This is a genomic window from Nocardiopsis sp. B62, assembly GCF_018070675.1.
Lineage (GTDB): Bacteria > Actinomycetota > Actinomycetes > Streptosporangiales > Streptosporangiaceae > Nocardiopsis > Nocardiopsis prasina.
On sequence record NZ_JAGPXK010000003.1, the window covers coordinates 277,237 to 295,629 of the forward strand.

The 18,393-nt window shown below is 69.1% G+C and carries 14 protein-coding genes; 9 read left to right on the forward strand and 5 right to left on the reverse strand.

Features of this window, described 5'->3' with window-relative positions; all coding sequences use genetic code 11:
* Positions 1–88: 88 nt before the first annotated feature.
* Positions 89–1,804, forward strand: a complete 1,716-nt coding sequence (locus KBX21_RS05275; RefSeq protein WP_210841153.1) for a tetratricopeptide repeat protein — start codon at positions 89–91, stop codon at positions 1,802–1,804.
* Between the two features lie 290 nt (positions 1,805–2,094).
* On the opposite strand, the gene KBX21_RS05280 is transcribed toward KBX21_RS05275, so the two are convergent.
* Both KBX21_RS05280 and KBX21_RS05285 read right to left on the reverse strand, forming a co-directional pair.
* On the reverse strand, positions 2,095–3,612 hold the full coding sequence (locus KBX21_RS05280; RefSeq protein ID WP_210841154.1) for a class I SAM-dependent methyltransferase: 1,518 nt from the start codon (positions 3,610–3,612) through the stop codon (positions 2,095–2,097).
* Positions 3,609–4,967 (reverse strand): extracellular solute-binding protein, encoded by a 1,359-nt coding sequence (locus KBX21_RS05285; RefSeq protein ID WP_210841155.1) that lies wholly within the window; start codon positions 4,965–4,967, stop codon positions 3,609–3,611. Before KBX21_RS05285 ends, KBX21_RS05280 begins: the two co-directional genes overlap by 4 nt.
* 214 nt (positions 4,968–5,181) lie before the next feature.
* On the opposite strand from KBX21_RS05285, the gene KBX21_RS05290 reads away from it, so the two are divergent.
* Genes KBX21_RS05290 through KBX21_RS05300 form a run of 3 tightly spaced genes read left to right on the forward strand, consistent with a single transcriptional unit; the run spans position 5,182 to position 8,948 of the window.
* Positions 5,182–6,357 (forward strand): acyl-CoA dehydrogenase family protein, encoded by a 1,176-nt coding sequence (locus KBX21_RS05290; RefSeq protein WP_210841156.1) that lies wholly within the window; start codon positions 5,182–5,184, stop codon positions 6,355–6,357.
* Positions 6,358–6,373: 16 nt separating this feature from the next.
* Complete coding sequence (locus KBX21_RS05295; RefSeq protein ID WP_247665241.1) at positions 6,374–7,771, forward strand: NAD(P)/FAD-dependent oxidoreductase; 1,398 nt, start codon at positions 6,374–6,376, stop codon at positions 7,769–7,771.
* Positions 7,772–7,787: 16 nt separating this feature from the next.
* Positions 7,788–8,948, forward strand: coding sequence for an epoxide hydrolase family protein (locus tag KBX21_RS05300; RefSeq protein ID WP_210841157.1), 1,161 nt, complete (start codon positions 7,788–7,790; stop codon positions 8,946–8,948).
* Positions 8,949–9,068: 120 nt separating this feature from the next.
* On the opposite strand, the gene KBX21_RS05305 is transcribed toward KBX21_RS05300, so the two are convergent.
* The gene (locus KBX21_RS05305) at positions 9,069–10,322 is read right to left on the reverse strand and encodes a class I SAM-dependent methyltransferase (protein ID WP_210841158.1); all 1,254 of its coding nucleotides are present in this window, start codon (positions 10,320–10,322) and stop codon (positions 9,069–9,071) included.
* 266 nt (positions 10,323–10,588) lie between these two features.
* On the opposite strand from KBX21_RS05305, the gene KBX21_RS05310 reads away from it, so the two are divergent.
* Genes KBX21_RS05310 through KBX21_RS05330 form a run of 5 tightly spaced genes read left to right on the forward strand, consistent with a single transcriptional unit; the run spans position 10,589 to position 15,164 of the window.
* Positions 10,589–11,602: a glucose-1-phosphate thymidylyltransferase gene (locus KBX21_RS05310; protein WP_210841159.1), complete on the forward strand. Its 1,014-nt coding sequence runs from the start codon at positions 10,589–10,591 to the stop codon at positions 11,600–11,602.
* Positions 11,603–11,660: 58 nt separating this feature from the next.
* Positions 11,661–12,638, forward strand: a complete 978-nt coding sequence (gene rfbB, locus KBX21_RS05315; RefSeq protein WP_307869161.1) for a dTDP-glucose 4,6-dehydratase — start codon at positions 11,661–11,663, stop codon at positions 12,636–12,638.
* Entirely contained in the window at positions 12,635–13,783 is a 1,149-nt protein-coding gene (locus KBX21_RS05320; RefSeq protein ID WP_210841161.1) for a DegT/DnrJ/EryC1/StrS aminotransferase family protein, read from the forward strand. Before rfbB ends, KBX21_RS05320 begins: the two co-directional genes overlap by 4 nt.
* A gap of 11 nt (positions 13,784–13,794) precedes the next feature.
* Positions 13,795–14,553, forward strand: coding sequence for a class I SAM-dependent methyltransferase (locus tag KBX21_RS05325; RefSeq protein WP_210841162.1), 759 nt, complete (start codon positions 13,795–13,797; stop codon positions 14,551–14,553).
* Positions 14,550–15,164 carry a dTDP-4-dehydrorhamnose 3,5-epimerase gene (locus tag KBX21_RS05330; RefSeq protein ID WP_307869159.1) on the forward strand — a complete coding sequence of 205 codons (615 nt, stop codon included), beginning with the start codon at positions 14,550–14,552 and terminating at the stop codon, positions 15,162–15,164. Before KBX21_RS05325 ends, KBX21_RS05330 begins: the two co-directional genes overlap by 4 nt.
* Positions 15,165–15,218: 54 nt before the next feature.
* Here the strand turns inward: KBX21_RS05330 and KBX21_RS27070 are convergent, their stop codons facing one another.
* Positions 15,219–16,532: a nucleotide disphospho-sugar-binding domain-containing protein gene (locus tag KBX21_RS27070; RefSeq protein WP_210841163.1), complete on the reverse strand. Its 1,314-nt coding sequence runs from the start codon at positions 16,530–16,532 to the stop codon at positions 15,219–15,221.
* Between the two features lie 152 nt (positions 16,533–16,684).
* Positions 16,685–18,301, reverse strand: a complete 1,617-nt coding sequence (locus KBX21_RS05340) for an MFS transporter (protein ID WP_210841164.1) — start codon at positions 18,299–18,301, stop codon at positions 16,685–16,687.
* Between the last annotated feature and the right edge of the window lie 92 nt (positions 18,302–18,393).

Sequence of the window (18,393 nt, forward strand, 5' to 3'; positions counted from 1 at the left end):
TCGACGATGTTGGACGCGGCACCGGAGCGGCCGGGGCACTTCGCGGCTCCCCGACCCCAGGACCGGTGACCGGGTGGTCGACAACCGCATGGGCGACAACCATGGGATCTCCATCCAGGCCGGGGACATCAACGGACCGGTCACCGTGCACTCCCCACCTGCCGACGCACCGGTGCCCGGGTGGGTGGAAATGGCCCTGCCCGTCCATCAGTGCGACGCGAGTGAACTGGGCGTCCACAGCGCCCTACCCGGATCTGAGGACGAGGGGCTTCCTCCCTACGTGGCCAGGGACGTGGACGACGCGCTCGACAAGGGCCTGGCCGCGGCCGCCGCCTCAGCGCGCGGTGGTCTGGTCCTGGTGACCGGCGCCTCGACCGCAGGTAAGACCCGGGCCCTGGTCGCCGCGCTGGGCCGCACCCTGCCCGACCGGATGCTGGTGGCACCGCCCGAGGGCGCCGACCTGCGGCCTCTTCCCGCATGGCTCAAGGAACGGGCCGCACGCGCACCGCAGGGGTGGGTGGTGTGGTTGGACGATCTGGACCGCCATCTGAGCCCCTCGGGGCTGACCCCTGCTCTGGTCGCCGTACTGGGCGGGGCCGGGGCGATCGTGGCCGCCACCATTCGGCGGAACCAGTTGGAGACCCTGCGTCCGAGCACCGCCGAACAACTCGCAGCTTCGGAGGGGGCGGGGTACGCGGTACTCAGGACCCCACCGATTGTCGTCGAGCGCCGCTGGAACCGGCACGAGCGCGAGCAGGCGCACGCCAGCGGCGACGAGCGCCTGGTCCGGGCCGCGGTCGACGAACGCTTCGGAGTGGCCGAGCAGCTTGCGGCGGGCCCCGTGCTGGAACAGATCTGGCGCACCGGCCCCGACAGCGGCCACCCCCGGGGCTATGCCCTGGTGGCCGCCGCCGTCGCCTTGGCGCAGGCCGGGGTGCCCAGCCCCCTGACCCGGGAACAGATCCAGGCCGCCCACTTCGCCTACCTGCCCGATCCGCCGCCCCTGGCGGAGGAAGCCGAACAGGCCTGGGCCTGGGCCACCCACCAGCGCAGCGGCATGGCCGGGCTCCTGGTGCCCGTCGACCACGACGGTCGGTGGCGGGCCTTCGACTACCTCACCCTCCAAGGCCCCCTGCCCGAGATCGTCTGGCGCGTGGCCCTGGACACGGCCACCGACCAGGACCGCCTCGACGTCGGCCTCACCGCCTACAGCGCGGGCCGGGCCGACGTCGCCGAAACGGCCTGGACGCCTCTGGCCAAGCAGGGCCACACAGAAGCGATGACCAACCTTGGGAGGCTGCTGGAGCAGACAGGTCGACAGAAGCAGGCTCAGGACTGGTTCCGTCGGGCCGCCGGCCAGGGCGACACCGAGGCGATGGTCACCCTCGGGGGCCTGCTGTTCAACGCGGGTCGGAGGAGGAAGGCCCAGGACTGGTTCCGTCGGGCCGCGGAGCAAGGAGACACCTCCGCGATGTTCCTCTTCGGGGCGTCCCTGGCCCTGGCGGGGCGGATGGCGAAGGCCGAGGACTGGTTCCGTCGGGCTGCCGAACAGGGCCATACCGAAGCGATGGTCAACCTCGGCGTCCTGTTGAAGGATGCGGGTCGGAGGAGGAAGGCCCAGGACTGGTTCCGTCGGGCTGCCGAACAGGGCCACACCGAGGCGATGGTCAACCTCGGCGTCCTGTTGAAGGACGCGGGTCAGTTCGAGGAGGCCAGGACCTGGTTTCTTCGGGGCGGCGCGATGGCCAGGGTCATAGCCCTGGATGTGGATGGAATTGCTTCTGGCCGGTGGACCAAGCCCTGACCCCGAGTCTCGCAACCACTGGCCGCACAACCTCCAACTCGGTGGCTTGTTTGGTACCGGGCCTCGGCTCCTCCTTCCTTCCCGTCTTCTCCAGCAGCCTCCCAAGGTTGGTCAGCGGCCTTCGAGCGGCCGTCGTCCCTCCTGTGCGCTGCTGATCGGGCTCCGTGGTGTCGCACAGCGGCGCCCGCCCGGGGTTGGCTGTGCGACCTTCAGCGGCGCGGCGAGAGGTGGACTGGTGGTGACGCGAGGACACCGCGCCGCAGGCGTCCGTTGAGGGTGGTGGCGGGCGACTAACCCACCTTCTCCGCAGTGATGACGAAGAACGTGCCCGGCGCCCACTCGTCACGCACGGACAAGCCCGACGTGCGGAGCCAGGCGAGGATCTCGTCGCGTTCGAAGAGCGGCATCCCATCGGGGAACCCGGGGAAGTTCTGTGTCGTCTGGAAATGCCGGTAGACCGGATCCGGTGAGCGGAGGAACGTCAGGAGTGTCAGCAGGCCGCCGGGTCTCAGACAACGTCCCACCTCCCGGATCGCGAGTCCGGGGTCCGGCAGTGCCTGCAGGGAGTTCCAGCAGTTCACCGCACCCAAGGAGGCGTCGTCGAACGGAAGGTCGAGGGCGCTGGCCCTCACCGCCTCCACCTGGGGGAGCCGTCCGCGCAGCCAGAGGAGCATCGAGGGGTTCGCGTCCAGGGCGGTGACCCGCTCCGCTCCGACCGTGTCCGCGACGACGGCGGTCCACCGCCCGCCACCCGCCGCCAGGTCGAGGACCGGCCCCTTCGCTGGCGCCAGGTGTCGGGCGAGGTAGGCGTCCTCGTCCGAGGGCGTCACCTGGCCTCCCCAGTTGGATCCCATGGACCGCAGGAAGGCCGGGCGTAGGCCGTTCTCGTAGTGCCCCCCGACCCTGGGCATGACCTGGGCCTGCTGGAGTGCGTCCCCCGCGCTCCCCTCCTTCGGGGCCGAGGGGTTGAGCAGGTCGATGACCCCGTGGTCCACGGGGTACGTGAGCGAGCAGCCCTGACAGGTGGAGGTGGTCCCGACCGTGACCAGGGACCCCCGGCACGAGGTGCAGCGCAGCGAGGAGGAGTGGCCCCCTGGTCGCCGCTCCTTGAGCGAGGAGACCTCGAACACGGGGTCCTCGGCGTGACGGCTCCTGTCCTCCACGGTGACGGGCATGCCCTCCCGCACGGCCCACAGGGCCTTCGCCCCCGTGTGGGAACGTACGGAGCGGGTGTCCCGGTCCCATGCCAGGGAGAGCTGGTCGGCACTCAGCTCGGACACCCAAGCGCGGTCGGCGCGGATCTCGTCGTCGCTGAGGGGCCAGGCTGAGGGAGAGGGCCAGACCCGCCCGATGACGGCCTCCTCCGGGTCGAGCCGTCGCAACGAGCGCTCGAGACGGGTCCGGTCGTCCTCGGGCGGATCCAGCTCCCGAACCGCGGCCATGATCCGCTCCCTGTTCTCAGGGAAGTGTCCGAGCAGGTAGAACAGCGCCAGAGTCAGGGGACGACCGCCTCCGGTCCCGGCGAGTAGATCCAGGAAGGGGTCGAGGTGCTCCCGAAGGGTCGTGCGGAGACCGTCGTCGGATCCCGCGAGCAACCCCAACAGAACCACCAGGAGGCCCTGGTGCCTGGTATCGGCTCCCCACAGGACCCTCACGACCTCATCCACCACCTCTGTTGAGGCCGGGGTGGCGCGTCCGTCCTGCCAGGCGGTCTCGACGAGTTCCGTGAACCGGTGTTCCGTCTCGTCCCCGGTTGCCGAAACGAACGCCTTCACCAGCGCGTGGACGTCCTGCGGACCTGCACTCATGCGGTGCTCCTCCCCATTTCTCTGACTGTGGCCCCCGGCGGGGTCCGTTCGTTGAGCAACGACCGCGCCTGCTCCGCGGCCTCCCGGAGACGCGTCGCGGGTTCGGCCCGCGCCAACAGCACGTCGTGCATGGCGTCGGTCACGATGTCGTGGACTCCTGAGAAGCCCTGGATGAGGGCTCCGCGGGCCGCCGGAGTCGGCGCGTGGGCGTCCAACAGCTCGACGGCCGTGCGGTGGTGGGAGTTGAGCTCGAACCATCCGCTCCGCGTGAGGTGACTGACGGCGCTCCGAGTCACGGGGCTGAACCCCGTGGACTGATGTCGGCGGGCGGCGACCTCCGGCGAGTCCAGGAACTGCAGGAAGGCCAGCGCTCCCCTCTCGACCTCGTCCGGGAGGCCGTCGGAGAGCCAGAGGGCGTCCCCGCCGATGAGATGGCCGTGCGGGGGGACCGCGTCGTTGTGCGGTATCGGGTGCGTGCTGACTTCGAAGCCCTGGGCTCGCCCCGCTTCGACCACCTGTGCCGCCTCGACGGAGGAACCCCACACGAAGGCGACACGTTCCTCGGCGAAGGCGGCGTGGGCCTCGGAGAAGGCCTGCGGGGTACTGCGGGAATCCGCCTTCGTGCCCGTGTAGAGGTAGTGACCCTCCCTGTGCATGCTCTGCCACCACCGCGCGTACGCGAGTGCCTCAGGGGAGTCCAACAGGACCTTCTCCGGTCTTCCCTGACGACCGTTGTCCCGGTCCGCGAGGAGCCCGCCCTGGATCGCCACCGCGTGCTGGAAGAACCAACCGTAGTTGGCCCAGGTCACACCGTGGTCCGGGCCTCCAGGGGACGCCCGCACGGCCGCGCACGCCTCGGCCAGTTCCCGCCAGGTCCGGGGGACGCGTTCGACTCCGGCCCGGTCCAGGAGCGAGCGGTTCACGAGCATCAGAGGAGTGGAGACCATCCAGGGCATGGCCATGACCTCGCCCCGGTAGCTGAAGTAGTCGCGGGCGGAGGGGAGCACGTCGCCGAGGACCACGGGCTGTCCGCGGATCTCCTCCCGTCCCCGCAGCGCTCCCTCCACTGAGCGGAACAGCGGGCGTCCGTTCCTGTCGCGGGTGTCGAGGGCCTCCCGCGTGGAGAGGTAGAGGTACTCCGCGATGGCGGGATGTTTCCCGCGTGAAGCGGCGGAAGCCACTGCGCCGGGCATGTCCTCGAAATGGTGCCCGGTGATTCTGATCCGGTACTCGGGGTGGATTCTCTCGAACTCCGCGGCCACCGAACGGATGCCATCCAGAAATTCCGGAGAAATGTAGTAGTGGAACCACGCATCGATGGTGATCGGTTCCGTGTTCCCGTTCGATTCTCCCATATCTCTCCTCTGCCTTACACGGTTCTGCTTCGGGTCCCCGTCCTCGCCTTGGCTCGCCCGCCATCATCCGATCTCCCGACATCGCGGGCGCCTTCTGGATTGCGCTCCACGGAGTCGGTTTCACCCTTGCCTCGGACAGCAAGCCAAAAGAAGAATTCCTCGACCTCGGGTGGAACCGTTGGGCCGGAGAGTTCGTCAACAAGGGAGGTTGCACATGGGAATTTCCGGTGCCGGAGAAGGAGAACTCGTCTCTGCGGCGAGGGAACTGCGTCCGCTGCTGCGCGCGAACGCCGAGGAAACGGAATCGCGGCGCCGCCTGACGGACGAGGTCGTCCAGGCGCTCGATGGCGCGGGTCTCCTGAGACTGCGTCGACCCGCGCGTTACGGGGGCCACGAGGCGGACACCCGCACGGTCACCGAGGCCGTCACGGAGGTCACCCGCGGAGACGGCGCGACCGGTTGGACGGTCGCGGTCTGGGCCATCAGTTCCTGGATGATGAGCCGCTTTCCGGAGAAGGTCCAGGAAGAGGTGTTCTCGTCACCCGACACGAGGGTGAGCGGCATCATCGGCCCGTCCGCCGTCGCGGAGCCGGTCGAGGGCGGTGTCAGGGTCAGCGGGAAGTGGTCCTTCAACACGGGGGTCCAGCAGAGCGGGTGGAACACCAGCGCGGCCGTGCTCGCCCGGCCGGACGGGAGCTTCGAGCCGGTGATGCTGGCCGTCCCGGTCAGCGACCTGACCATCCTGGACGACTGGGACGCCGCGGGTCTTCGCGGATCGGGAAGCGTCTCCACGGCCGCCGAGAACCTCTTCGTGCCCGAGGAGCGTGTCCTTCCGGTGGTGCCGGTCCTCCAAGGGTCGACCACTGACACGGGGGAGGGGCGGCCCGGCGTGTACGAGGTCCCCTTCATGCCCACGGCGTGCGCCACCATCAGCGGGGTCGCCCTGGGCCTGGCCCTCGCCGCGCGGGACCTGTTCTTCGAGAGGCTGCCCGGCCGCAAGATCACCTACACCTCCTACGACGACCAGGCCTCGGCTCCGATTACCCACCTCACGGTCGCGGAGGCCGAGGCGGCCATCGAGGAAGCGTCGTTCCACACCCGTCGCGCCGCCGAGATCGCGGACCTCGGAGGCCCCGACGGACGCTGGTCGGTGCGTGACCGATCCCAGGTGCGTCTGCACATGGGTGCGGCCTGTCGTCGGGCGAGGGAGGCGGTGACGCTCCTCGCCGACGCGAGCGGAGCCTCCTCCGTCTACTCGTCCGTGCCCATCCAACGGGTGGAACGCGACATCCGGACCCTGTCCCTGCACGCGATCATGCACCCGGCCACCAACTTCGAACTCCACGGCAGGACCCTGTGCGGGCTCGAACCCAACACCGACTACATCTGATCGGCAGGAGACACCCATGACCGCAGTGAACCACCGCCGGGGCAGGGACCGTGCCGTGGTGCTCGGAGCGAGCATGGCGGGGCTGCTCGCCGCCAGGGTCCTCTCCGAGTCACACGACGAGGTCGTGCTCGTGGACCGGGACTCACTGGCCGACGGGGCCGTGGCCCGTAGGGGCGTGCCGCAGGGGCGCCACGCCCACGGCCTCGTCGCCCAGGGACAACAGATCCTGGAAGGCCTGTTCCCCGGGCTCACGGACGACCTCGTCCGAGCCGGGGTCCGTGTCGGCGATTTCAGCGGCGACATCCGGTGGTACTTCGGCGGTCGAAGGATGCGGCCGAGCCGCTCGGGCCTGCTCTCACTGGCGGCCAGTCGCCCGGTGCTGGAGGACCACGTACGTCGACGCGTGTTCGCGATCGCGCAGGTGACCGTCTGCTCCGGGCACTCCATCGACGGCCTGGTGACCGATCGCGACGGGGGCCGCGTGGTCGGCGTTCGGGTGACCCCGGACGGAGGGGAGCAGACCACCCTGGAGTCCGACCTGGTGGTGGACGCCACCGGAAAGGGATCGAGGACCCCGGTCTGGCTCGAGGAACTCGGGTACGAGCGTCCGACTGAGGACCGGGTGGGCATCCGTCTGGCCTACACGACGCGGCACTACCGCCTGAACTCCGACCCGTTCGGCGAGGACATCGCCATCATTCCGGCGGCCACCCCCTCGCACCCTCGGGGCGCCTTCTTCTACCCGGTGCCCGGAGGAGAGGGACACGTACAGCTGTCCCTGACGGGGGTCCTCGGGGACCACCCGCCCACTGACCCCGAGGGCTTCACGGAGTTCAGCCGCTCCCTGCCCATCCCCGACATCCACGACGCGATCGTCGACGCCGAACCGCTGGACGAACCGACGAGGATCCACTACCCGGCCAGCGTGCGGCGTCGCTACGAGGACCTCCGGCGCTTCCCTGAGGGATTCCTGGTCCTCGGGGACGCCGTCTGCTCCTTCAACCCCGTCTACGCGCAGGGCATGACCGTCGCCGCACGGGAGGCCCTCAGCCTCAGGCGACACCTGCGGGCGGCGGAACCGCTCACGGCCGCGCGCTTCTTCCGCGACGTCGGACGGGACGTCCAGGCCCCCTGGGAACTGGCGGCCGGCGCCGATCTGGGCTACCCCGGAGCCGAGGGGCGGCGCACTCTCAAGACACGTCTCGCCAACGCCTACACGTCTCGTCTCCAACGGGCCGCCGAGCACGACGCGCAGCTGTCAGAGGCCTTCGTCCGCGCGGCCGGGCTCGTGGCGCCCCCGCAGTCGATCATGCGCCCGAACCTGCTCCTCCGTGTCGCACGCAACGCCATCACCCGCCCCCGCGAACGAGTCGTACCCCAACCTCCCCACCGAGGGGCAGTGCCGCGTCACTGAGAGAGACGAGGAATCCATGACACAGATTCGCCCCTTCGAGATCCACGTACCCCAGGAGGCCCTGGACGACCTCCACCGTCGCCTGGCCGACACCCGTTGGCCGCAACAGGGGCCGGGCGGGGAGTGGGAGCGCGGCGTACCACTCGGCTACCTGCGGGAGCTCGTCGAGTACTGGAGGACCGGCTTCGACTGGCGTGCGGCCGAAGCGCACCTGAACAGTCACCCCCAGTTCATCACGGAGATCGACGGTGTGGACGTGCACTTTCTGCACGTCCGATCACCCGAACCCGAAGCACGGCCCCTCCTCCTCACACACGGATGGCCCGGCTCTCCCGTGGAGTTCCTTGACGTCCTCGGGCCGTTGACCGATCCCGTCTCCCATGGTGGAGATCCCTCCGATGCCTTCCACGTGGTCATCCCCTCGATCCCCGGATACGGTTTCTCGGGAACGCCGACCGAGCCCGGGTGGGACACCGCGAGGGTCGCCCGCGCATGGGCCGAGCTGATGCGCAGACTCGGGTACCGGCGCTACGCCGCCCAGGGTGGTGACTGGGGTTCGGTCATCTCCCTGCGCACGGGTCTCCTGGACCCCGAACACGTCGCCGGTGTGCACGTGAACATGCTGGTCACCGTCCCCCCTCCGGGCGCGGGGGCACCCGACGCCACCGAAGCCGAGCGACTGGGCTTCGCCGCCTGGTTCGAGGAGGACGGCGCGGGCTGGCGGCACATCCAGTCCACCCGGCCCCAGACCCTGGCCTACGCCCTCACGGACTCACCGGTGGGTCAGCTCGCCTGGATCTGGGAGAAGTTCTGGGAGTGGACGGACTCGCGCAAGGCCCCGGAGGACGCGGTGGACCGGGACCGGATGCTGACCAACGCCAGCATCTACTGGTTCACGGCCACCGCGGGCAGCAGCGCGCACTTCTACTTCGAGTCCAACCACACCACGGAGAACTTCGTGCGCACCTGGGCCGGGCCGTGGCCCCTGGAGGCGCCGGTCGGTGTGGCCTGCTTCCCCAAGGACGCCGTTCGGGCCGTTCGGAGCTACGCCGAGGGCATTCTGCCCTCACTGACGCACTGGACCGAGTTCGCGGAGGGTGGCCACTTCGCGGCTCTGGAACGCCCTGACGACCTGGTCCGGGACGTCCGGGCGTTCTCCCGGACACTGGACTGGTAGATGGACGCGGATCGGGGCCGGTGCTCGCACCGGCCCCGATCCGTCGTTCGAGTCGAAACGGTGTGGGATGCCCACGGCGCGACGGTCGCCTCCGCGCGGGCACCGCTCATCGGTCGCGCCTCAGCGGGACGGACTCGTGACACGCACTTCGGGCACGTAGGTGATCCAGTGCCCGCCCCCCTCAGAGAAGGCCCTTTCCTTGGACATGATCTCCTCGGCGTGGTTCCAGGCGAAGAGCAGGGCGTAGTCCGGATAGGGGACGAACGCCTCCGGCGGACGGATCGGGATCCACGAGCCCGGGGTCAGCCTTCCCTGTTTGCCGGGTGTGGAGTCGCACACGAACGGCAGGAGATCCGGCCCGATCCCGCAGTAGTTGAGCACGGTCGCGCTCTTTGAGGTCGCCCCGTAGCCCACCACGGAGGCTCCCCTCGTCCTGAGGTCCCGGAGCAGTCCCACGAGCTCCGCCCTGGTGTTCTCCACCCGCTGACCGAAGCGGACATACGTGTCGGGGTCGTCGAGGCCCCGGCGGTCCTCCAGGGCCAGGGCCGCGGCCACCGCTGGGGAGGCCGCGCGTCCACCCCTTCGGGAGATCGTGTACCGCATTGATCCGCCGTGGGTTCCCAGGCGTTCGGCGTCCACGACCTCGAAGCCGAAGAGCGAGGCCAGGTTGCTCACCGAGCGGACGGAGAACAGGTAGATGTGCTCGTCGTAGATCTGGTCGAAGTAGGTGCCCTCGATGATGTCCGCCAGGTAGCGGTCCTCCACGACGAAGGCGCCGTCTCGGGACAGGAGGACGTCCAGGCCGCGGAAGACCTCGTCGATGGCCCCGATGTGGCTGATCGTGTTGGCGGAGTAGACGACGTCGGCCGTCCCGTGCCGCGCCCGCACCGCCTTCGCGCTGGTCTCGCCGAAGTAGTCGACCATGACCCGCGCGCCGCCCCGAACCGCGGTCTCCGCGGCGTCCCCGGCGGGGTCGACTCCGAGGTGCCTGATCCCGGCACCGGCCACCCGTCCCAACAGAGTGCCGTCGTTGCAGCCGATCTCGACGAAGAAGGGGTCGGAGATCCCTGACAGTTTCGAGACGATGTCCCGCGCGGTGGTGTGGAAGTGATCGCTCATCAGGGCCGACGTGGAGGTGCGGAACGGGTACTCGGCGCCGTACATGCTCTGGGCGGGGACCTGCTCCGTCTGCTGGACCATGGCACATGTCGTGCACACGCCGATGGCCAGGCGAAAGCGGGGGACGGCCGACTCGGAGACGTTCTTCGGGTAGGTGTTCGAGACGGGTTGCGATCCCAGATCCAGACATTCCCGGACCGAACCCGCGCAGATCCGGCATCGGTGCCGTTCCCCGCTGGTGGGCGTGGCTGCCATGTGCCCGACTTCCTCTCTGATGTGCGAGACCTCGGACCGGGACGCGCCGTGCGGTTCGTCCCGAGGGCCGCGGAACACCCGGATTCCCCTCCGGGTACGCAGCTGATTCTTCAGGTGACCGGAGCGTCTGGAGTCTTCCCGCTTGCGGCCGCCGCTCGGACGCGGGAGCACAGCAAGCACGGAGACGTCCGCAGCGGGCCGAACACGCACGATGGGGACGTCGCGCGGCCTTGCGCCGATGTTCCGAAAGAGAGGTCGGGAGCGCTATGAAAGCGCTGCTACTAGCTGGTGGGAAGGGGAGCCGACTCCTCCCCTTCACCCGAACCATGCCCAAGCAGTTGCTGCCGGTCGCGAACCGGCCGGTACTCGCACACGCGGTGGAGCACCTCCGATCCGTCGGCGCCCGTGATGTGGGCGTGGTGGTGGGGGAGTGGGGCAGGCAGATCCGTGACTCCTTGGGGGACGGCTCACGGTTCGGAGTCCGCCTCACCTACCTCCGTCAGGACAGTCCGGACGGGTTGGCCCACTGCGTGGGACTGGCCCGCTCCTTCCTGGGAGACGACGATTTCGTGGTCTACCTCGGCGACAACCTGTTCAAGGAGGGGTTGGAGGCCCCGGCACGGACCTTTCGGGAACGCGGACCGCAGGTCCAACTCACCGTCCAGCCGCGTCCGGATCCCCGTGACTTCGGAGTCGCGGTTCTCACCCCCGGGAACCGCGTCCTACGGGTGGTGGAGAAACCGGATCACCCACCCAGTGACCTGGCCGTCCTCGGCGCGTACTTCTTCAGACCGTCGATCCACGAGGCGATCAGCAGCATCAGACCGAGTCCCAGGGGCGAGCTGGAGCTGACCGACGCGGTCCAGTGGCTCGTTGACCGCGGCGACGAGGTGACGGCCGTCCGATACGACGGTTACTGGAGGGACGTCGGCAGAGTGGAGGACCTCCTGGAGAGCGGGCGGCATTATCTGGAAGGACTCACCCCCGACCTCAGCGGGGCCTTGGACGCCGAGAGCTCGGTGGAGGGAGCGGTCGAGATCGGGAGCGGGGCCAAGGTCATGCGCTCCCGGATCATCGGTCCCGTCATGGTGGGCGAGGGAACGGTGATCGAGGACTCCGTCGTCGGTCCGGGGGTGACCGTCGGCCGGGACTGCCACGTGCGCGCGGCCTCCATCGCCCGGTCGACCGTGCTCGACGGAGTCACCGTGGACGGAGGGGACGGGTTCAGCGGCTGCCTCGTCGGCCCGGAGGGGCTTCTCGCCTGCCAGGAGAGCACCTGATGCCAATCGGTCGCCGGAGAACGGACCCCGACAGACAAGGCGGTGCCGTATGAGAATCATGGTCACCGGTGGAGCCGGCTTCATCGGATCCCACTATGTGAGGGGACTCCTGAAGTATGGGGTCCCGGGCCACCGGTCAGTGGACGTGACCGTCCTGGACTCCCTCACCTACGCTGGGCGTCGCGCGAACCTCCCCGTCAGTCAGCGCCTGACCTTCGTCCACGCCGACATCACGGACCGCGCCCGCCTGCGACACCTGCTTCCCGGCCACGAGGCGGTGGTCCACCTCGCCGCCGAGTCGCACGTGGACCGCTCCATCGAGGCGTCGGAGGCGTTCGTACGCACGAACGCCCTCGGCACCGAGACACTGCTGAGTGAGTGCCTGCGCGCCGGGATCGAGCGTGTCGTCCACGTGTCGACGGACGAGGTGTACGGCTCCACGGAGACCGGCACGTGGTCGGAGGACGCCCCGCTGCTCCCCAACTCCCCCTACGCGGCGTCGAAGGCCGCAGGTGATCACCTTGCCCGCGCCTACTGGCGCACCCACGGGCTCGACGTCAGGGTGCTCCGCCCCTCGAACAACTACGGGCCGCGCCAGCACCCCGAGAAGCTCATCCCGTTGTTCACGACCAACCTCTCGGAGGGACTGGGCCTGCCGCTGTACGGCGACGGCACCAACATCCGCGAGTGGCTCCACGTGGACGATCACTGCCGGGCTCTGGACCTGGTGCTCACCAGGGGTGAGCCCGGAGGGGTCTACAACGTGCGCGGGGACAGCTCCCTGTCGAACCTCGAAGTGGCGGAGGGCATCGCGTCCCTGCACGGGGTTTCCACGGAGGTCCTCCAGTACGTGACTGACCGCAAGGGCCACGATCGTCGGTACGCGCTCGATGACACGAGGATCCGCGCGGAACTGGGGTTCACCCCCCAGGTGCCGTTCTTCGAAGGCCTCGAACGGACCGTGGCCTGGTACACGCAACACCCCGACTGGTGGAAGTCGGTCAAACACGGCGACGGACAGAGGAACGACCCATGATCAACGTCTTCCAGCCCTCCTTCGGGGACGAGGAGCTCGCAGCGGTCCGTGAGGTTCTGGAGAGCCGGTGGGTGGGGCACGGGCCACGCGTCAAGGACTTCGAGGAGGCCTTCGCCCGGCACCTCGGAGTGTCGACGTCGAACGTGGTCTCGGCCGACACCTGCACCACCGCCGCGTTCACCGTCATGGAACTGCTCGGTCTGGGGCCGGGCGACGAGGTCGTCATGCCCTCGATCGGTTTCGTGGGCATCGCGAACGCGGTGGCGGCGCGGGGAGCCACGAACGTCTTCTGCGATGTCGATCCGCACAGCCTGAACCCCCGTCTCGAGGACGTGGAGAAGGCGCTCACAGCCAACACCCGCGCCGTGGTCGTCCTGCACTACGGGGGCGCCCCCGGGCACATCGCGGAGATCGCGCGCCTGTGTCAGGGGCGGGGGATCGCGCTCGTCGAGGACGCGGCCAACGCACAGGCCTCCCGCGTTGACGGACAGGCGTGCGGGACGTTCGGTGACTTCGGGTTCTGGAGCTTCGACCACGGCAAGATCGCCGTCGCGGTGGACGGGGGCATGCTGTATGCCAAGGAACCGGGCGAAGCGCGACGCGCCGCCGAGCGCCTGTACCTGGGCATGGACCGCTCCAGTGGTTTCTCCCAGGCACGGAACGGTGGCCACCGGTGGTGGGAGTTCGACGTGTCGTCCTTCTCCCGGAGATCGGTGATGAACGACCTCACCGCGGCCATAGGACGCGTCCAGCTCACCCGTCTCGACGGTTTCGTCGAGCGTCGCCGGGAGTTGGCGTCGGTCTACGACCTCTCCCTGTCAGGAGTGTCCGGAGTGCGCACGCCGCCTCCCCTCCCGAGGGGACACGAGTCCTCCCATTATCTGTACTGGATTCAGACCGCCCCGGAGATCCGGGACGCGGTGGCGGCGGACCTCTACGCGCACGGGGTCTACACCACGATGCGCTACCACCCGCTGCACCGGATCGCGGCCTATGGATCGACCGCGGTGCTCCCGGACACGGACTCGGCAGCGGCCAGCACGCTCTGCCTGCCGCTGCACCAGGAGATCACGGAGCGTGAGGTCCGGTACATCACGGAGGCCCTGGCCGATTCGGTCGCGAAGCATTCACGGAGTGACGGGTGAGAGGAACACGGGTGACGGTGGACAACGGAAGTGGACAGACCGAGTACAGCTCCGAGCACGCCGAACTCTACGACGAGATCTTCAGGGGCAGGGGAAAGGACTTCGCCGGAGAGGCGGCCCGTGTCGCCGAACTGGTGAGGGAACGCAACCCCGGGGCCTCGTCCCTGCTTGACGTGGCCTGTGGAACGGGCGCCCACCTGGAGGCCTTCCGGGACCTCTTCGACCGCGTCGAGGGTGTGGAGTTGGCGCCCGCCATGCTGGACGTCGCCCGGAAGCGACTGCCGGACGCCGAACTGCACCTCGGTGACATGCGAGAACTCCGGCTACCGGACCGCTTCGACGCGATCACCTGCCTGGGGAACTCCGTGGCCTGCGTGGACTCTCCCGAGGAGATGGCGGAGTCCGTCAGCAGGATGGCCGCCCACCTCAACCCGGGCGGTGTCCTCGTGGTGGAGCCCTGGTGGTTCCCCGGGAACTTCATCGACGGGCATGTCGGAGGACACCTGCAACTCGAGCCGGGGCGTGCGGTGTGCCGTATGACCAGGGCGGTGCGAAAGGGGGACAGGACCCGTCACGAAGTGCGCTTCCTGCTGGCCGACGACAGGGGATTCCACCAGTTCGGCGAAGTCCTGTCCGTTGGACTCTTCACACCGGAGCAGTACCGTGACGCCTTCCATGAGGCAGGCTGCGACGTCGTTCTCGAACCGGCTCTGGCTCTGGCAGACGGAAGACCCAACTCCCCGGGGCTCTTCGTGGGTGTGCGCCGGTGAAGGTGGACGGCGGCCAGCCCCCGATGGGCACCGCCTCCACGCCGTCAGTCCGTGCGCTGCGTGTGTCCGGGGCGTGGGAGATCCGGCCTCCGGTCTTCACCGACGATCGGGGCCTGGTCGCCGTGCCGTTCCGGCGGGATCACCTGGCCGCCCTGGGCGTGCCCCCACTGGACGTGGCCCAGACGGTGCACAGTCGTTCGAGGCGCGGCACCGTCCGCGGCGTCCACTACACACGGGGGCCGTCCGGCGGTGCCAAGTACGTGCACTGCGCACACGGATCCGCCCTGGACATCGTGGTCGACCTGCGGACGGGATCGCCCACGTTCGGGCTCTGGGACACGGTGTCCCTTGACCCGTCCCTGAACCGGAGCGTCTACGTTCCGGCGGGAGTGGGCCACGCCTTCGTCGCACTGGAACCGGACACCGTGCTGACCTACCTTCTCTCCACTCCCTACGCCTCGGAGACGGAAGGGGCCGTCGACGCCCGGGACCCCCGCCTCGGCCTGCCGCTCGATCGAGGGGACACCAGACTCATGTCGGCCAGGGACCGGCGGGCACCCACCCTGGACGAGGCCGTGCGCCGGGGGCTGCTGACCGTCTACGAGCCGTGAGGAACGACGTGCGGGGGCGGGCCCCCCCGGGCCCGCCCCCGCACGTCGTGTGCCTCAGACCTCCAAGTCGACCGGGCCGTCCGCGAAGCGGGCGGTCAGCTTCTCCAACGTGGGCACCACGTCCGCGGGGGAAGGCGTTCGCGCCGACTCACGACGCAACCGCTCTGCGTTGTCGGCGTACGAGGGGTCGTCCAGGACACGCGACAGGGACGCGCGCAGCTCGGCCGCGTCCAGGTGACGTGAGTCGGACACGTATGCGCCCGCACCCTGTTCGGTCCAACCCGTCGCGTGGGACACCGGGGCCCACCACCGCTGGTTGGCGAAACTGCTGGGCACGAACAACTGCGGTACAGAATGCTCCAACGCCGAGTTCACGGTGCCGGATCCGCCGTGGTGGATGATGGCCGAACAGGTGGGAAGGAGAACACTCAGCGGCACGAAACCCGCGACGCGGACGTTGTCCGGCACGCTGCCGACCTGGGCGAGGTCGTCCTCCCTGACAGTCGCGACGATCTCCGCGTCAATGTCGGAGACGGCGTCGAAGACCTCCGCCAGGGAGGCGCCCCCGGAATGCACCTCCTGTGCCGTCAGACCAAGGGTGAGGCAGACGCGCCGTCGCTCGGCCGGGCCTCGCAGCCAGTCCGGGACTGTGGAGGGGCCGTTGAAGGGGATCGGGCGCACGGACACGTAGTCCCGGTCGGAGGGGTGCCAGGTCCAGGGCGGCATCGTGCTCACGGACCAGTGACCGAAGACCGTGTCGTCGGCATAGGCGTGACCGCGCCCCTCCATGTGCTCACGCAGGCTGGACCTGAGCGGATCGAGGCCCTCCCCGCCCCGGAGCGACGCGGACGCGCTGACCAGTTGGGCGGGGGCGTCCACGCCGTAGAGGACCCTCGCGTGCGCCGCGCCACAGGATCTCGCTGCCAGCGGGCCCGCGTACATCATCATGTAGTCCCACAGGACCAGGTCGGGTCGCCAGGAACGGCAGTGGTCCACGAGCTCGTCCAGCATCGACTCGGGGCTGAACCCGCGCAGCACCCATGCCAACATGCCGAGTTCCTCGTCCGGCGTCTGGCCGGGGTAGTCCGCCTGGGACGACCTTCCCTGACTGTGCGGCCACGGATCAGCGTCCATCGCGCGTCCGCTCGATTCCCCCTCGGCCGATTCGGCGATGCTTCCGAGGTTGATCGGCTCCCCCATGGTGGCGGATGTCAGGCCGGTCGCCGTGACGTCCTCCGGAAGCAGGCTGTTCGGGTCGGTGCCGGTGGCGACACGGACTTCGTGGCCGGCGGATCGCAGGGCCCAGGCCAGGGGGACGAGGGAATAGAGGTGCGTCTTGCTCGCACAGGTGATGAGAAGGACTCGCACGGATGCCTCCGGGGCGCCATCGGGACAGGGCGGCTCAACGCTATGGCTGCGGCCCTCCGACGAGCGTCTCCTCGGTTGCCGGGGCGAACGCGGGACCCCGAGCGGCCACTTCTGCCGCTCGGGGTCCATGGTGTTCCGGGCCCAGCCCTCATTCAGCCCTTGCTCTGCTCCGGCTCCGGCTCAGCGGAGAGCGTCGGCTCCTCGGCGCCGTCTTCGGTCGAACCGGCCTCGGGGGTCTCCTCGACGACCACCGAACCGGTCGGGGGAGTGCGCCTCAACGTGACGAAGGCGAGCACCGCGAGCAGCAGGTAGAGGACGACAGCCGTCGCCGCGGTCACACCCAGGCCCGTGGAGAAGGCCTCCCGCGCGTTCTCCATGAGATCGACGGCCAGTTGGCCGGGAAGAGCCGCCGCCTCGACGGTGGCGTTCGCGATGCTCTCGCGGGATGCCTCACCCGCCTCCGACGACACCCCCGCGGGGATCACCAGCTGACTGCTGTAGATGGCCGCCCCCAGGGTTCCGAGGGTGGCGATGCCCAGTGCCACGCCGAGTTCGCCACCGGTCTCGGACAGGGACGCGGCCGAGCCGGCCCGGTCGGGCGGCGCGGCGCCCAGGGCGAGGTCGGTCCCCAGGGAGGCGAACGCTCCGGCACCGATCGAGCCCACGGCGATACCGGCCAGCGTCACGGCGAGGCCTCCCAGAGGACCGATCTGGGTCATCAGGAGGAAGCCGCACGCCGAGACCAGGAGCCCACCGGCGATGACGATTCCAGGACTCACCCTCTGCGCAGCGGCGGGGGCGAGCATGGCGCCCACGACCGTCGCCACCGCGGGGATCACGGTCCACAGGCCAGCCTGGAGCGGGCTCAGGCCAACGACCATCTGGAGGTACATGGCGAAGAGCATCATCATTCCGCTCATCACGATGGAGCCGAGGAGCATGACGAGAAGGGCGGAACGGAAGATCGTGTTGGTGAACAGCGTGAGGTCCACCAGGGGGGTCTCCAGCTTTCGCTGCCGCCGGATGAAGAGGGTGGTGACGACCGCGCCGAGGAGCAGGGAGGCGAACACCAGGGGAGAGGTGTTCCCCGTGGCCAGCTCCTTGAGGCTGTAGATGACGGGCAGGATCGAACCGAGCGCCATCACGACACTGAGGAGGTCGATGGACCCGGCGTCGGGGTTGCGGGACTCGGGGAGCAGCAGCGGGCCGGCCACCACCAGCAGGAGCATGATCGGTACGGCCAGGAGGAACACCGATCCCCACCAGAAGTACTCCAGCATGAACCCTCCGACGACGGGACCCAGCGCCCCACCGCCCATGAAGCAGCTCATGAACACACCGATCGCCAGACCGCGCTGTTTCGGGTCGGTGAACATGGTCGTGACCAGAGCCAGAGCGGAGGGGGCCAGTGTCGCCCCGGCGACGCCGAGGAGGGCCCGCGCTCCGATGAGCATCTCCGGGGTGGTCGAGTACGCCGCCAGGACCGACGCGAGGCCGAACACGGCTCCACCGATGACGAGGATGCGCCGTCTGCCGATTCTGTCCCCGAGGGTCCCCATCGCCACAAGGAAGCCCGCGATCATGAACGCGTAGATGTCCGTGATCCACAGAAGCTGGGTGTTGGAGGCTCCCAGGTCAGCGGCCAGGTGGGGCAGAGCCAGAAAGAGGACGCTGATATCCACCGAGACCAGGAGGGTCGGAAGTGCGAGAACTGCCAGGCCAATCCATTCACGCCTGCTGGCTCTGGTGGCTGGGGCATCTGTGCCCATGGGTTCTCCCAGTGGTCGGTGAGTTTCAATCCCGACGATTTTGCCCGGACAGGGGTTCTCTGTCAAGGAGAATGATAATTTCCATCGTGGTG

Excerpts from the sequence above, each read along its gene's own strand:
- KBX21_RS05310 (WP_210841159.1), top strand. The coding sequence starts at position 10,589 with ATGAAAGCGCTGCTACTAGCTGGTGGGAAGGGGAGCCGACTCCTCCCC.
- KBX21_RS05300 (WP_210841157.1), top strand. The coding sequence starts at position 7,788 with ATGACACAGATTCGCCCCTTCGAGATCCACGTACCCCAGGAGGCCCTG.
- KBX21_RS05295 (WP_247665241.1), top strand. The coding sequence starts at position 6,374 with ATGACCGCAGTGAACCACCGCCGGGGCAGGGACCGTGCCGTGGTGCTC.
- KBX21_RS05275 (WP_210841153.1), top strand. The coding sequence starts at position 89 with ATGGGCGACAACCATGGGATCTCCATCCAGGCCGGGGACATCAACGGA.
- KBX21_RS05305 (WP_210841158.1), bottom strand. The coding sequence starts at position 10,322 with ATGGCAGCCACGCCCACCAGCGGGGAACGGCACCGATGCCGGATCTGC.
- KBX21_RS05290 (WP_210841156.1), top strand. The coding sequence starts at position 5,182 with ATGGGAATTTCCGGTGCCGGAGAAGGAGAACTCGTCTCTGCGGCGAGG.
- rfbB (WP_307869161.1), top strand. The coding sequence starts at position 11,661 with ATGGTCACCGGTGGAGCCGGCTTCATCGGATCCCACTATGTGAGGGGA.
- KBX21_RS05280 (WP_210841154.1), bottom strand. The coding sequence starts at position 3,612 with ATGAGTGCAGGTCCGCAGGACGTCCACGCGCTGGTGAAGGCGTTCGTT.
- KBX21_RS05320 (WP_210841161.1), top strand. The coding sequence starts at position 12,635 with ATGATCAACGTCTTCCAGCCCTCCTTCGGGGACGAGGAGCTCGCAGCG.
- KBX21_RS05340 (WP_210841164.1), bottom strand. The coding sequence starts at position 18,301 with ATGGGCACAGATGCCCCAGCCACCAGAGCCAGCAGGCGTGAATGGATT.
- KBX21_RS05285 (WP_210841155.1), bottom strand. The coding sequence starts at position 4,967 with ATGGGAGAATCGAACGGGAACACGGAACCGATCACCATCGATGCGTGG.